Source organism: Sphingobacterium sp. 40-24, assembly GCF_001899705.1.
GTDB classification, from domain to species: domain Bacteria; phylum Bacteroidota; class Bacteroidia; order Sphingobacteriales; family Sphingobacteriaceae; genus Sphingobacterium; species Sphingobacterium multivorum.
The window spans coordinates 24116-37870 of record NZ_MKWH01000041.1 but is presented as its reverse complement, the minus strand read 5'-3'; the positions used below and the strand labels follow the sequence as shown (position 1 = coordinate 37870).

Sequence of the window (13755 nt, the reverse complement as noted above, 5' to 3'; positions counted from 1 at the left end):
CACGCCTAAATGTCTTGGGCGATGGCATAACCACTAGCCCAAGCCCATTGGAAATTATAGCCGCCAAGCCATCCTGTAATATCAACAGTCTCCCCTCCGAAATAAAGGCCTTCAACTTTTTTAGACATTAAGCTTTTGGAGTGAAGCTCTTCCGTTGAAACTCCTCCACGCATGACCTCAGCTTTATCATACCCCTTATCTCCCGCAGGTTTTACCTTGAAGCGATGGATCGTATCGACAATCAACTTCGCATCAGCTTTACTCAGTGAGGCGATTTTGGTATCCAAGGCCAAAAATTTCCCAAGGGCGTCGACCAATTTCCTGCTGAAATAATCGTTTAGCAATTGTGAAACAAGTCGTTTCCCACCGTATTGTCGCTCCTGTTTAATCAGATTATCCAAATTAAAATTAGGCAAGAGATCAATCGTAATCTCCTGTCCAGGCCGCCAATAACTTGATATTTGAAGAATTGCAGGTCCGCTTAATCCCCAGTGTGTAAAGAGAATATTCTCTTCAAAAGACATTCCGGCAACAGACACTTTCGAGAATACCGAATTTCCAGCCAGAGAACTATACCAATCCGCATCTTTTCCAGTTATCGTCAAAGGGACTAATGCAGGCGCTGTACCGACTACATTCAAACCAAATTGTTTAGCTAAGCGTACTCCAAAGTCTGAGGCCCCAAGCTTTTGCACCGGAAGCCCACCGGAAGAAACAACCACTTTATGGGCATGGTATCGGGACTCACCTTTTGAATTTTCTACTGTTACCACAAAGCCATTATCGTTTTTTTCTACAGATTTGACCAAGGTATTCAAGGCTATATCCTGCCCTGTCTCGTATAAAATTTTAGAAAATACAGCAACGATATCTTTTGCTTTATTGGTCTCTGGAAACAACTGTCCCAGTGTTTTTTCATGTCCCACGATACCATATTGTTCAAAAAATGTAATGGTATCGTCCACGGTCCATTGTTTGAATATACCGTGCAAAAAATCTGGATTTTCAGAAATGAAATTAGCGGGACTGCTACCAATATTTGTATAATTACAGCGCCCACCTCCGGAAATCAGGATCTTCGCACCGACCTTATCGTTTCTTTCAAGGACCAAGGTCTTCTTCCCAATTAGCCCTGCTTGGGCTGCACACATCAATCCGCAGGCTCCCCCCCCAATAATGATGGCATCGTATAGTATACTCACAGCAACACTCTAATAAGCAATCAATGTATTTTCAACAGAAACAACTCTTCGTTCCAATTGACTCTGATACCCCAATTCAATAATTTTAATGACATCCCGCGCTTGTTCCGCCGATGCGATTAAGGTAGTTTTTCCCAATATGCTATCCGCAACGTTCTGATAAAAATCAGGATAAGAACCTATTTCAGAAGGAATCATTTCTTCAATATCATTCCCCTGTTCAACAATATTGAGCTTGCCGTATAGACTTGGATCTTCTTGTCCCCAGGTTGGATCTTCATCGGGAAATTTACCATCGCGCAGTAAAGCTTCCTGTGGATCGACACCATATTTTACAAAATTTCCGTTCATGCCAAAGACACGATATCGAGGTGTAGGTTCTTTTGTAAGCATAGACCCTTTCAGCGATACCCGTAAGTCATCATAGTACAATAAGCAGTCGAAATTGTCAATGGTTTTCGCATGATCCCGTTGAATAGCTAAATCTGCAAAAACAGCATCTGGTCTTCCAAACAATTGTAAAGTTTGATCGATAAGATGCGAGCCCAAATCGTAGAATATCCCCGAACCCGGTAAATGCTCTTCACGCCACGCATTTGGTCTCAAGTAATTGCGGAAACGATCAAACCTAGCTTCCAGATTTACAATTCTTCCCAATCGTCCACTTTGAATTACTTTCTTTAACGTTCGATAATCGGAGTTGAATCTTAAATTGTGATAAGGCGCCAAAATCAGATTTTTCTCCTTAGCCAGCGCGATAAGCTCATCGGCCTGATCTACATTGTTCGTAAATGGTTTCTCGACAATAACGTGTTTTCCTGCTTCCAAAGCACGTTTTGCAAAAGGATAATGCATGTCATTGGAAGTCGCAACCACGACTAAATCAATAGTTGTATCATTAAAAATATCATCTGCCGACAAAGCAATTGCTGCCTGTGGATAGCGTTCCTTTAGCAAACTTTGCTGATCTGCTTTCCGGGCGGTCACTTTAACAAGATCCAGTTCAGCTATCGAACGCATCACGGGAGCGTGAAAAACCTGACCTGAAATTCCAAAACCAATAAGTCCTACGCGAATTTTTTTCATAGCATTACATTCTTTCAGGTACATGAATACCCAATAAGTTCATCCCTTTGGCGATAACCTTTGCCGCAGAAGCCGAAAGATGCAATCTAAAGTTCTTTACATCAGGATCTTCCGCTTTCAATATCGTTTCTTCATGATAGAATTTATTGTAGAACTTGGCTACTTCATAGATATAGTTTGCCAATTGCGCAGGGCTGAACTCTTGCGCAGAAGCTTCAATAACCTCTGGAAACGCACCTAATTGCTGAATTAGATCTCGCTCGTAAGAGGAAATCGTCGCCGGTACAGACACAGCACTGTCAAAATCGAATTCAGCTTTACTTAAAACAGATTTGATACGCGCATGAGTGTATTGAATAAACGGCCCTGTATGACCTTGAAAATCGACAGACTCATTTGGATCAAACAAAAGACGTTTTTTAGGATCCACTTTCAATAGAAAATATTTCAATGCTCCCATTCCGATCGTATCGTAAAGAGCAGCTTTTGATTCCTCGTCCAATCCGCCAGTCTTGCCAAGCTCCTCAGTACGTACCTGTGCAGTTTTAAGCATTTCAGCCATTAAATCATCCGCATCAACAACTGTTCCCTCCCGCGATTTCATTTTACCTGAAGGAAGGTCGACCATCCCATACGATAAATGGAACAATCCGTCAGCCCAGGCTTTACCTAGTTTTTTTAAGATTAAAAACAATACCTTGAAATGGTAATCCTGTTCGTTACCGACAACATAAATAGAATCATTCATTTTGAATTCATCATATTTCAATTGTGCTGTCCCCAAATCTTGTGTAATATAGACCGAAGTACCGTCGCCACGAAGCACAAGCTTCTGATCCAATCCTTCGTCTGTTAGATCAATCCATACGGAGTTATCCTCTTTTTTAAAGAAAACCCCTTTATCTAAACCTTCCTGGATAATATCTTTACCCAACAAGTATGTATTGGATTCATAATAGTATTTATCAAAATCGACGCCTAATTGTTTGTAGGTCTTTTCAAACCCCGCGTACACCCAACTGTTCATGGTTTTCCAAAGGGAGATCACCTCTTCATTACCGGCTTCCCATTGTTGCAACATCGCTTGTGCCTCCTTCATCAAAGGTGCATTTTTCTTTGCTTCCTCTTCGGTTTGCCCCTCAGCTTTCAATGCCTCGATTTCCTTTTTATATTCTTTGTCAAAGACAACGTAATATTTTCCAACAAGGTGGTCGCCTTTAAGTCCAGTAGACTCGGGTGTTTCACCGTTACCAAATTTCTGCCAGGCCAACATGGACTTACAGATATGGATACCACGATCGTTCACCAAATTTGCTTTGATCACATCATAACCATACGCTTTTAGGATTTCCGCAACAGCATATCCTAATAAGTTATTACGGATATGTCCCAAGTGCAGTGGTTTATTGGTATTTGGAGAAGAGTATTCCACCATCAATTTTTTCCCGTTCGCAGGAAATACAGCAAAGTCCTTCGCCGTTATGCTCTGATTCAACAACGTGATCCAGTAAGCATCGGAAAGAACAATATTCAAAAAGCCTTTTATCACATTGAAATCTGATATTTCAGCGATATGCTGTTGCAAATAAGCACCAATTTCCTTTCCGGTTTGTTCCGGAGAAGATTTCGAAAAGCGCGTTACGGGAAAAGTTACGATTGTAATTTGTCCCTCAAACTCCTTTCGGGTAGCTTGTAAAGCAATTTGAGTTTCTAAAATATCTGCATTGTAAAGCTCTTTTACTGCCTGTACAGTGACTTCAACAAGTCGCTTTTGAATAGAATTTGCCATTTAATGATTTTGTAATTTTTACAACTTCCTGATAGTGAATTGGAAATAAATAACATTCCTTATTTAGGTATTCACCATTAAAGTATATCTTTGCAAAAATAATAAAAAATGCAGAGCTATCAGGAATTTCTTGACTTAAGTGTTGGTTTTCCGCAAGACGGATTCGAAATCATCGACGACGAATTGTATTTCCACGATTTGAATTTAATGGAAATGATAGAAACGTACGGTACGCCGTTACGTTTTACCTATTTGCCTATCGTCAGCAAAAAAATTCAGCAAGCGAAAATCCTCTTTCAGACCGCAATTCTGAAACACAACTATCGCGGATCTTACAAATATTGTTATTGTACCAAGTCATCCCATTTCAAGCACATCGTAGAGGAAGCTTTGAAAAATGATATCCACCTGGAAACTTCATCTGCATTTGATATGCCGATGATCGATTCATTGGAAAGACAGGGCACAGTAACAAAAGACATTACAGTGATCTGTAATGGGTTCAAAACCTACCAGTACAAACAATATATTGTTGATATGATCCACGATGGATATAAAAACATTATACCGGTGCTGGATAACAAAGAGGAGTTTAACCTTTATGATGATGAAATCGAATTGGATGAGCCTTGTGCTTTAGGTATCCGCGTTGCTTCCGAAGAGCAACCAGATTCTCAATTCTATACATCTCGCCTAGGGATTCGCCAGGAAGACGTCGTTGAATTCTATAACAACAAGATCGCCGACAATCCAAACTTTAAAGTAAAGTTGCTCCATTTTTTCATTAATTCAGGTATCTCGGACACCCCGTATTACTGGAACGAATTAGAGAAATACGTTACTTTATATTGTAAATTCAAGAAAGTAAACCCGGATTTAGATACCCTAGATATCGGTGGTGGCATGCCATTTAAGGATTCATTGGTACACGACTTTGATTACGAATATATGGTCAATGAGATCGTCAACCGTATCAAACAAATCTGTGCTCACCATGAAGTGATGGAACCAGACATTATTACTGAATTTGGCAAATACACTGTTGCTGAAGCATCAGGTATCCTCTATAAAGTTTTGGGGCGCAAGCAACAAAACGATCGCGAACGTTGGTTTATGATTGATGGTTCATTCATTACAAATTTGCCGGATGTATGGGCATTGAATCAAAAATACATTCTATTGCCGATAAATAACTGGGATTCAGAATATGAACGCGTCAATTTAGGTGGCATCACATGCGATGGACAGGATTATTACAATCAGGAGGCGCATATGAACTCGGTATTTATGCCGAAGACCCGTAAGGTTCAATACCTGGGCTTCTTTCATACAGGCGCCTATCAAGATGTATTAAGCGGATATGGAGGCATCCACCACTGCTTACTTCCTTCACCCAAACATGTACTTGTACGCCGCAATAGAGATGAAACATTCAACTACGAGGTGTTCGGTGAGGAGCAAAACTCCAAACAAGTAATGAAATTGTTAGGCTACCAATAAGATATTATATTCTACCAAGAGTAAGCACGCTCGTCATTGGGGGATCAAAACAATATCCTCGTAAAAAAGAGCTATTTTAAGCCAAAATAAAAAGGTCTCGTTTCTAGGAACGAGACCTTTTTATTTTCAGCCTATCCGCCATTATTTACAATCGGGCGTAAATTAAAGGCAAAATCACAGACAATGACAACCATATCCAGTAGAAAAAAATAGATTGTAAAATCTATATAGTAAGCTGTTCGGTAGATGTAAACCTATTTCAGTATAAGACAGCTGGCTTTTATTCATATCGTGTTCGTACCTGCTTCGGACCACGTTCGGAGCTGCCCAATTCCGTTACGACTGTTGACCTAGTAGTGTACAGACCTTTCCTGTTTGGAGACTGGACAATATCTGTACAGCATCTGTACAAGATCTATTGATGATCCGAAGCAGATACGAAGCAGGTACGAAGGAAAGCTACTGATCTTTCAGAATGTATCGTCGTTTAGGAAAGGATTGCTGGGTATTTTCCTTTAGCGCGACTAGAAATCCCAAAGTCGATAATTGCTATTTTGCAACCCAAGTTTTAAAGAAATTAAGCACTTTTTCTTCATCATAGCCCTTTCCTTTTTCCAGACTACCACTCTCCTGTACATGCAATGTTTTTCCATTTCTATCCAAAATAATAAAAAATGGATAACCTAGTTTATTGCCTTCAGGGGCATACTTTTGAAACACAGCTTCATTTTTATTTTCCTTTGAATAATTGAGGTGATAATAGAGGAAATGACTCTTTAACAACTTGTCGACACTTGCCGTTTTATGGATATATTCATTAAATCTTAAACACCAGACACACCAATTCCCACCGGCTTGAATGACGATGTTTTTCTTTTCTTTCTTTGCTTGAACCAATAGCTGATCAATATCATTCTGTGCATTGGCATCTGGATTGTAAGGCTTCGAAAGATCCTGAGCTGTAGCAAGCTGCTGTGAGAACGCTTTGGACTGTACGAGTACCGTCCCCAAAAACACAATAGCTCCACACAGTAATAATCTTATATTTCTCATCATAAATAAATTAAATACGAATCTAAAATTACAAAATCATTTCCCCAAACCAAAACATAAGCAGCACATAATCGTTAAACATGATATAGCTATTGACCATGAAAAAAAACACCCAGGACTACAACGGACCGTATTTCAGCGGATTCATAAAAACGCGATTAAGCCCTATATACATGACCTTAGGTGATCAGAATAGGGGTGTCATTCAAAATACCGCCATTGGGGAGAAGTAAAAAAGGCAACCTGTTGATATGCTATACCCTATCACCCGTAAAAACCAAAAAGACTTCCTTTTGCTAAAATAAAAACAAAACAAAACAAAAACAAACACCTGACCTTAACATAAATATTATTTAATTTCCTTTAAAATTTAACAAATATAGCATAACTTAGTGTAAAGGAAGTAGTAAAAGAAGCACAGAAGATTCACTACAAAAATCCAAAACGAAACAAAATGAAACACCAAGAATTCAACAGGTCAAAACTGATAGAAAAAATAAGGGATACGAGCGCGTGGGATGTTATCGTCATAGGCGGCGGTGCCAGCGGATTAGGTGTTGCATTAGATGCCTTAAGCCGAGGGTTCAAAACAATTTTATTGGAGCAGGTTGATTTTGCAAAAGGCACTTCAAGCAAAGCAACAAAGCTTGTTCACGGTGGTGTACGCTACTTGGCTCAAGGCGACATCTCATTGGTTAAAGAAGCGCTTCATGAAAGAGGTTTACTCCAAAAAAATGCTCCACACCTTGTTAAAAACCAATCGTTTATCATTCCAAACTACAGCTGGTTCGATGGCCCATTTTACACCATTGGAATGAAAATATATGACCTTCTGGCAGGTAAATTAAGCTTGGGAAAATCCATTCATATCAATAAAGAAGAAACGCTCAATCGCATAAGCACTGTACGACCTAAAGGGCTATATGGTGGCGTGGTATATCAAGACGGACAATTTGACGACTCCAGGCTTGCGCTCAACGTTGCGCAGACCTGTATACAAATGGGCGGAGTCGCCCTAAATTATGTAAGGGTCAATAACCTCACCAAAGACAGCGATGGACGAATAAACGGTGTCATCGCCAATGATACCGAAACTGGTGAAGTTTTCACCATACAAGGCAAAGCTGTTATCAATGCTACAGGAATATTTGTCGATGATATCTTAAAAATGGATAGACCTGAAGCGAAACAAATGGTACGCCCCAGCCAGGGTGTTCACCTTGTATTTGACAAGTCATTTCTCCCAGGCGACGATGCCATTATGATTCCAAAAACGGATGATGGACGGGTCCTTTTTCTAGTACCTTGGCATAATCGAGTCATTGTGGGAACAACGGATACACCGATAGACGAGCATAGCCTTGAACCGGTAGCTTTGGAGCAGGAGATCGATTTTATTCTGAAAACGGCGGGACGTTACTTGACAAAACAACCAACAAGAGCGGATGCATTGGCTGTATTCGCCGGCCTCCGTCCACTGGCAGCCCCTACAGGTAACTCAAACAAAACCAAAGAGATCTCACGAAGCCACAAGGTTATTGTTAGCGACTCCAAATTACTGACTTTAACTGGCGGAAAGTGGACAACATTCCGTCGAATGGGCCAAGATACCCTAGACAAAGCGATAAAAATTGGTTGTTTACCTCAAAAAGAAAGCCGGTCTGCCACACAAAAGATCTATAGCGCCATTCCAACGTCCGACAGAAGCAATCATATGTATATTTACGGTGCCGACCAAGAAATGATCAATGCATTGGCTCAGGAAAATCCCGAATGGAACGAAAAGTTAATCCCACATCTTGAGTTCAAAAAGGCCGAAGTTGTTTGGGCAGCACGCAATGAACTTGCCAGGACTGTGGAAGATGTGCTATCCCGTCGGGTACGGATGCTATTTCTTGATGCGAAAGCTGCAATTGAAGCTGCACCTGATGTCGCAAAAATACTCGCCCAGGAACTGGAAAAAGATGAAGATTGGCAAAATGATCAAATAACGCATTTTCAAAATGTTGCAAAAAATTATATCTTAAAGTAATACAAAATAACCAGCAATACTCAATTACTCAATTATGGAACAACAATACATCTTGGCAATGGATCAAGGTACCACCAGCTCCAGAGCTATCATTTTTGATAAAGACAGAAATATAGTCTCCATTGCCCAGAAGGAATTTACGCAAATATTCCCACAACCAGGATGGGTTGAACACGATCCACATGAAATCTGGTCAACACAGGCAGGTGTCACTGCAGAAGCAACCACAAAAGCAGGGTTAAACGGCAAAAATATTGCCGCCATTGGCATTACCAATCAACGGGAAACTGTGGTCGTTTGGGAAAAAGAAACAGGAAAACCCATCTACAATGCCATTGTATGGCAAGATAAACGCACAGCAGATTATTGCGACGAGTTGCGTAGCTCTGGAAAACATGAGATGATCCAGGAAAAAACAGGCCTAATATTAGATCCTTACTTTTCTGCAACCAAAATAAAATGGATTCTGGATAACGTAGAAGGTGCCCGGGAAAAAGCACAAAACGGGGAATTAATCTGTGGAACTATTGACACTTGGCTCGTCTGGAACCTCACCCGGGGCGATGCTCACATTACGGATGTAACAAACGCTTCCCGCACCTTACTCTTTAATATTCATAGCATGGAATGGGATAAGGAGCTACTCGAATTATTTGACATCCCCGCCGCCATGCTGCCCGAAGTAAAAGAAAGCAGTGAAATATATGGGGAATCACGGACAACCATTTTTGCACACAAAGTCAAGATAGCTGGAATTGCTGGCGACCAGCAGGCGGCACTGTTCGGACAGCAATGTATTGAAAAGGGAATGGTCAAAAACACGTACGGCACTGGATGTTTTATGTTAATGAACATCGGGGATAAACCAATCCGTTCAAAGAACAACCTTTTAACGACTGTCGCCTGGAAAATCAACGGAAAAACAGAATATGCCTTAGAGGGGAGCATATTTATCGGCGGCGCACTGGTCCAATGGCTACGCGACAATCTCAACATCATCTACAAATCGGCAGACATAGAGCAATTAGCGCTGACAGAAAAAGATAATGGCGGTGTCACATTTATCCCTACATTCGCCGGACTGGGGGCTCCATACTGGAACGCTCGTGCACAAGGTACACTATTTGGCCTTACGCGTGCAACAACCAATGGTCATATTGCACGCGCCTCGCTAGAGGCAATTTCCCTGCAGACTCGTGATGTGCTGCAAGCCATGGAAGCTGATAGCGGCATACCGATCAAAGAATTGCGTGTAGACGGCGGTGCAACAGCAAATAATCTACTTATGCAGATTCAGGCCAATGTACTAAACAGCAAAGTTGTACGCCCCAAAATTACAGAAACTACAGCTTTGGGGGCAGCATACCTCGCCGGACTGGCCGTGGGATTCTGGAAAAATGAGGATGAGATTTCTAAGTTTTGGGCACAGGATCGTATATTTGAACCTGAAGCAGAGCAAGAAGAGCAAACAAAAAAGATTATTAAGCTCTGGACCAAGGGAGTCAAAGCATTACAATACTGGACCGAAAACTAACCGACAAGCATGAACCATTATTTAGCAGAATTTATCGGCACCACCCTTCTCCTTCTTTTAGGCAATGGGGTTGTGGCCAACGTTATCTTAAAAGGCACAAAAGGAGAAAATGGAGGGTGGATTGTAATCACGACCGCATGGGCACTTGCAGTGTATGTAGGTGTTGTTTTTGCCGGCCCATATACCGGAGCCCATCTCAATCCTGCGGTAACCATTGCCGTAGCCCTTAATCATGGCCTCCCTTGGATGGAAGTACCTGGCTATATTCTCGCACAAATTGCCGGTGGTTTCTGTGGCGCGATGTTGACCTACATCATGCACAAAGACCATTTCGATGCAACAGCAGACCCAACGACCAAACTTGGTGTTTTCGCTACTATACCCAACATCCGAAATACATCAACAAATCTAGCAAGTGAAATTATCGGAACCTTTGTGTTGATTTTTGTAATTTTCTTCATAACAGGTCAAGATGTCACCATTGACGGAAAAACAGCTCCCATTGGCATGGGCTCCCTTGGTGCGATACCCGTTGCATTCCTCGTGTGGGCCATCGGTCTCTCCCTAGGCGGAACTACGGGATATGCCATCAATCCTGCCCGGGATTTTGGCCCGCGCTTATTTCATGCGCTTTGGCCAATCAAAGGAAAAGGTAGCTCCGACTGGTCTTATGCCTGGATTCCAATCCTAGGACCGATCTTGGGCGCCATTTTAGCCTTTGCACTGTATACCTGTATAAAACCGGCCTAATCAAGGTCGCGCTGCACGAACAAAATAAAAGGGATTCAAAAATTGAATCCCTTTTATTTTATTATCCACGCTTGGGTTTTCTATGACCGTATTCACGATCCCGATCAAACGTATTCATATGGCGTTCCTTCTTCACGGGATACACATCATCAATTACAATCAAAATACCTTTTTCTTCTACCGTACCAAACTCATCATTACGTGCAGTGCCAAATGATTTCATCGTAGGCGATAGGTTCATATAGGTATTGATCAACGGTGGAATATTCTCTCCCAATGCTCTCACATGGCTATTTAACACCTTATATCCTTCTTTATAATCCAGCCCATCAAATACGCCGACAAAGCGATCGTAATCATTTTTGATTTCCAATTCCGGAAGAGGAAGAACCAATTTATCATGGTCAGGAAAATAATAGTCCATAAAATAAAGCAACATATCCCGTGCATCTTTATTATAATGTGGATACATGGTCACTTTACCAAAGAGGTATTTAATTTCAGGGTTAAGCATCACCAAAGCCCCTAAACCGTCCCAAAGATTGTCCAATGAAAAAATTCCTTTTCTATTGTCGATGGCTGGTTGGTACTTAGGCTGTACAAACGACCGCCCCAACTCTATGGTGTAAGGTAGATATTCATTCGTAAATAATTCGGAAAACTGAAAATAATGTGCTGTTGATAAATTGGGTATACCATTTACTTCACCAGCCTCAGCACATTTGATTACCCTATAACCGGCAACCACCTCTTCATCTTCGGGATTCCATGCGATCAACTGATCGTAACAATCTTCGCATGTATCATTTTCATCGATATCAATTGAAAGTCCTGTACCTCCCCCTGCGCCACGAAAAGTCAACTCCCGCAAACGCCCAATTTCACGCATGACATTTGGCGAATTATGATAGTTGATTAAGTATATCTCGTTATTTCCATTGTTGGTATATCGTAAGAAGACTTCTTTATTCAATTCGGTCTTCAATAATTCTCTATCAACTGGAGGTATAATTTCTTGCATAAATTCTATTTTTCTTGAGCCAATCCATAAACCCTTCTTTTCACTTCCTCAGCCCAAGTTTTTTCGTTTTTTGATTGATCAAACGCTGTATAAGGGATTCTTTCTCCTACTATAATATTGACGGTATGTCCGCGTTGAGCAAACATTTCATCAGGTAAATATAACATTTCAATGTTTACCTTGAGACCCAATTTCTGTCTAAGCCTTGCAAAATTATAAAAAAACTTAGAGTTTTTACCGTCAATCAACACCGGAATGACATCTTTTTTATATTTTTTTGCTTTGCTAATAAAACTTTTTTTCCATTCGAGATCTTCTATACGACCATCGTTCTGTTTTCTGGAAACCAAACCTGCAGGGAATACCAATAGCGCATCATCCGCACCATAAGCCTCCTCAATCGCAGAAATGGCCTGTTTCCCTTGCCCCCCCAACTTATTTACACCGACAAACAAAGGCCGCAAATTACCTATATTTAGAAGAATATCATTAACTAAAAACTTCACATCGCGTCTATATTTACCTATAGCGTGCATAAATGCAATACCATCCAATCCGCCCAAAGGATGATTGGACGCGAAAATAACCGGATCCGATACTGGAATATTTTCTGCCCCATACAAATTGACCTTGACATCCAAATCGTTGATCAATGCATCAACAAAATCCAGGCCCTGAAGATCCGCAAAGCGCGTCATAATATCATTTATCTCGTCTTCATGAATTGTCCTTTTTAAATAATTAAGTAAAAAAGACGGAATCCATTTAGCAAGGCCCGCATTTTTTTTGTGAATAACTTCACGTATATCAATAAACTTTTTACTCTCGCTTGTGATCATCAATCTTACTGTTCCAATTAAAAATACTTCACCTCCGTTTAAGCCCAGTTTTTAGGCCTATCCCAATTCGTTGACAAAAATAATAACAGAATGGTAATAAAAGTACAATTTTAAACTTTAAAATTGTACTTATTTGCAATAATGTATTCGTTCTCTGTGCTTCCTGTTTTAGGTATTACAAGCAATCAACGAATTAAGTATAAATCTGATCCTGTAAAATTTCTTTTCACCTAGTTTTTTTATTAAGTTTGAGTATGCTAATAAGTCAATTTCTTTCAAATGCTGATTTCAGTATTCAAAATGCTGATTCAATACAACAAGCGCTAGAGAAGCTGCAAGATATGCTTTGTAAAGAATTAGTCGTTTTAAATGGTGACGACTATATTGGCCTGGTTAATGAAACCATCTTATTGGATGCGGAAGATGAAGATGCTCCCCTTTCTTCCATAAAAATAAATACGGCCCCCATACAGCTGAAGTTCAATCAACACCCCTATGATGCCCTGGTGATGATAACGGTATATAATAGCACAATCATTCCTATTTTAGATCAAGACAACAAATATATTGGTGTGTCAACGCAATTGGATATATTAAAGGCAATAAGTTCAATTCAATCACAAAATGAATCTGGTGCTATTATTGTGTTGGCGACTGGCCTACACGATTTTTCACTTTCACAGATTGCGCACCTTGTTGAAAGTGACAATTGCAGAATCCTCAATTGCGCAACTAAAATAAATTTGGAAAGTGACAACATTGAAGTTACCCTTAAAGTCGACAAGTCAAACATCAATGCCTTACTGAATTCATTCCTAAGACACAACTATTTAATTCTTGAAACCCATAATACCATAGCTGCATTTGACGACACTGCCGACCGTTATCAGCAGCTTATGAATTATATTAACATTTGATTAAGATTAGTTTTTTCTCATCTTTGCCCCAT

Annotated in this window: 12 protein-coding genes; 6 read left to right on the top strand and 6 right to left on the bottom strand. The window is 40.5% G+C overall.

The genetic code is table 11. The features are described from left to right. Window positions 1-5 precede the first annotated feature (5 nt). The 3 genes from BGP15_RS17035 to argS are packed head-to-tail and all read right to left on the bottom strand — an operon-like array spanning window position 6 to window position 4077. On the bottom strand, window positions 6-1196 hold the full coding sequence (locus tag BGP15_RS17035; RefSeq protein ID WP_286770251.1) for a BaiN/RdsA family NAD(P)/FAD-dependent oxidoreductase: 1191 nt from the start codon (window positions 1194-1196) through the stop codon (window positions 6-8). Between the two features lie 15 nt (window positions 1197-1211). Further along, on the bottom strand, window positions 1212-2288 hold the full coding sequence (locus BGP15_RS17030) for an oxidoreductase (RefSeq protein WP_286770220.1): 1077 nt from the start codon (window positions 2286-2288) through the stop codon (window positions 1212-1214). A gap of 4 nt (window positions 2289-2292) precedes the next feature. Beyond that, a complete protein-coding gene (gene argS, locus BGP15_RS17025) occupies window positions 2293-4077 on the bottom strand; it encodes an arginine--tRNA ligase (RefSeq protein ID WP_286770219.1) in 1785 nt (594 codons plus the stop codon). A gap of 108 nt (window positions 4078-4185) precedes the next feature. Between argS and BGP15_RS17020 the strand changes: the two genes are divergently transcribed. Continuing rightward, entirely contained in the window at window positions 4186-5577 is a 1392-nt protein-coding gene (locus BGP15_RS17020; protein WP_046675638.1) for an arginine decarboxylase, read from the top strand. Window positions 5578-6126: 549 nt separating this feature from the next. Here BGP15_RS17020 and BGP15_RS17015 read toward each other — a convergent pair. After that, window positions 6127-6633, bottom strand: a complete 507-nt coding sequence (locus BGP15_RS17015; protein ID WP_236586101.1) for a thioredoxin family protein — start codon at window positions 6631-6633, stop codon at window positions 6127-6129. A 95-nt stretch (window positions 6634-6728) separates the two neighbouring features. Here BGP15_RS17015 and BGP15_RS17010 point away from each other — a divergent pair, with 95 nt between their 5' ends. From BGP15_RS17010 to BGP15_RS16995, 4 genes are all read left to right on the top strand, one after another. Beyond that, window positions 6729-6863, top strand: a complete 135-nt coding sequence (locus tag BGP15_RS17010) for a hypothetical protein (RefSeq protein WP_262511802.1) — start codon at window positions 6729-6731, stop codon at window positions 6861-6863. A gap of 221 nt (window positions 6864-7084) precedes the next feature. Further along, window positions 7085-8662, top strand: coding sequence for a glycerol-3-phosphate dehydrogenase/oxidase (locus BGP15_RS17005; protein WP_115047844.1), 1578 nt, complete (start codon window positions 7085-7087; stop codon window positions 8660-8662). 34 nt (window positions 8663-8696) lie between these two features. Next, on the top strand, window positions 8697-10196 hold the full coding sequence (gene glpK, locus BGP15_RS17000) for a glycerol kinase GlpK (protein WP_070569218.1): 1500 nt from the start codon (window positions 8697-8699) through the stop codon (window positions 10194-10196). Window positions 10197-10205: 9 nt separating this feature from the next. Then, window positions 10206-10946: an MIP/aquaporin family protein gene (locus tag BGP15_RS16995; RefSeq protein ID WP_115047842.1), complete on the top strand. Its 741-nt coding sequence runs from the start codon at window positions 10206-10208 to the stop codon at window positions 10944-10946. A gap of 61 nt (window positions 10947-11007) precedes the next feature. On the opposite strand, the gene glsB is transcribed toward BGP15_RS16995, so the two are convergent. Continuing rightward, window positions 11008-11967 carry a glycine N(alpha)-acyltransferase GlsB gene (glsB, locus tag BGP15_RS16990; RefSeq protein WP_046671934.1) on the bottom strand — a complete coding sequence of 320 codons (960 nt, stop codon included), beginning with the start codon at window positions 11965-11967 and terminating at the stop codon, window positions 11008-11010. Between the two features lie 5 nt (window positions 11968-11972). Then, on the bottom strand, window positions 11973-12806 hold the full coding sequence (gene glsA / locus BGP15_RS16985; RefSeq protein WP_046671933.1) for a lyso-glycine lipid O-acyltransferase GlsA: 834 nt from the start codon (window positions 12804-12806) through the stop codon (window positions 11973-11975). Window positions 12807-13060: 254 nt separating this feature from the next. Here glsA and BGP15_RS16980 point away from each other — a divergent pair, with 254 nt between their 5' ends. Then, window positions 13061-13723, top strand: coding sequence for a CBS domain-containing protein (locus BGP15_RS16980; RefSeq protein ID WP_046671932.1), 663 nt, complete (start codon window positions 13061-13063; stop codon window positions 13721-13723). The last annotated feature ends 32 nt before the right edge of the window (window positions 13724-13755 follow it).

What these genes read in the sequence shown, in the direction of transcription:
- BGP15_RS17030 (WP_286770220.1), bottom strand. Translation starts at nt 2,288, where the DNA reads ATGAAAAAAATTCGCGTAGGACTTATTGGTTTTGGAATTTCAGGTCAG.
- argS (WP_286770219.1), bottom strand. Translation starts at nt 4,077, where the DNA reads ATGGCAAATTCTATTCAAAAGCGACTTGTTGAAGTCACTGTACAGGCA.
- BGP15_RS17020 (WP_046675638.1), top strand. Translation starts at nt 4,186, where the DNA reads ATGCAGAGCTATCAGGAATTTCTTGACTTAAGTGTTGGTTTTCCGCAA.
- BGP15_RS17015 (WP_236586101.1), bottom strand. Translation starts at nt 6,633, where the DNA reads ATGATGAGAAATATAAGATTATTACTGTGTGGAGCTATTGTGTTTTTG.
- BGP15_RS17010 (WP_262511802.1), top strand. Translation starts at nt 6,729, where the DNA reads ATGAAAAAAAACACCCAGGACTACAACGGACCGTATTTCAGCGGATTC.
- BGP15_RS17005 (WP_115047844.1), top strand. Translation starts at nt 7,085, where the DNA reads ATGAAACACCAAGAATTCAACAGGTCAAAACTGATAGAAAAAATAAGG.
- glpK (WP_070569218.1), top strand. Translation starts at nt 8,697, where the DNA reads ATGGAACAACAATACATCTTGGCAATGGATCAAGGTACCACCAGCTCC.
- BGP15_RS16995 (WP_115047842.1), top strand. Translation starts at nt 10,206, where the DNA reads ATGAACCATTATTTAGCAGAATTTATCGGCACCACCCTTCTCCTTCTT.
- glsB (WP_046671934.1), bottom strand. Translation starts at nt 11,967, where the DNA reads ATGCAAGAAATTATACCTCCAGTTGATAGAGAATTATTGAAGACCGAA.
- glsA (WP_046671933.1), bottom strand. Translation starts at nt 12,806, where the DNA reads ATGATCACAAGCGAGAGTAAAAAGTTTATTGATATACGTGAAGTTATT.
- BGP15_RS16980 (WP_046671932.1), top strand. Translation starts at nt 13,061, where the DNA reads ATGCTAATAAGTCAATTTCTTTCAAATGCTGATTTCAGTATTCAAAAT.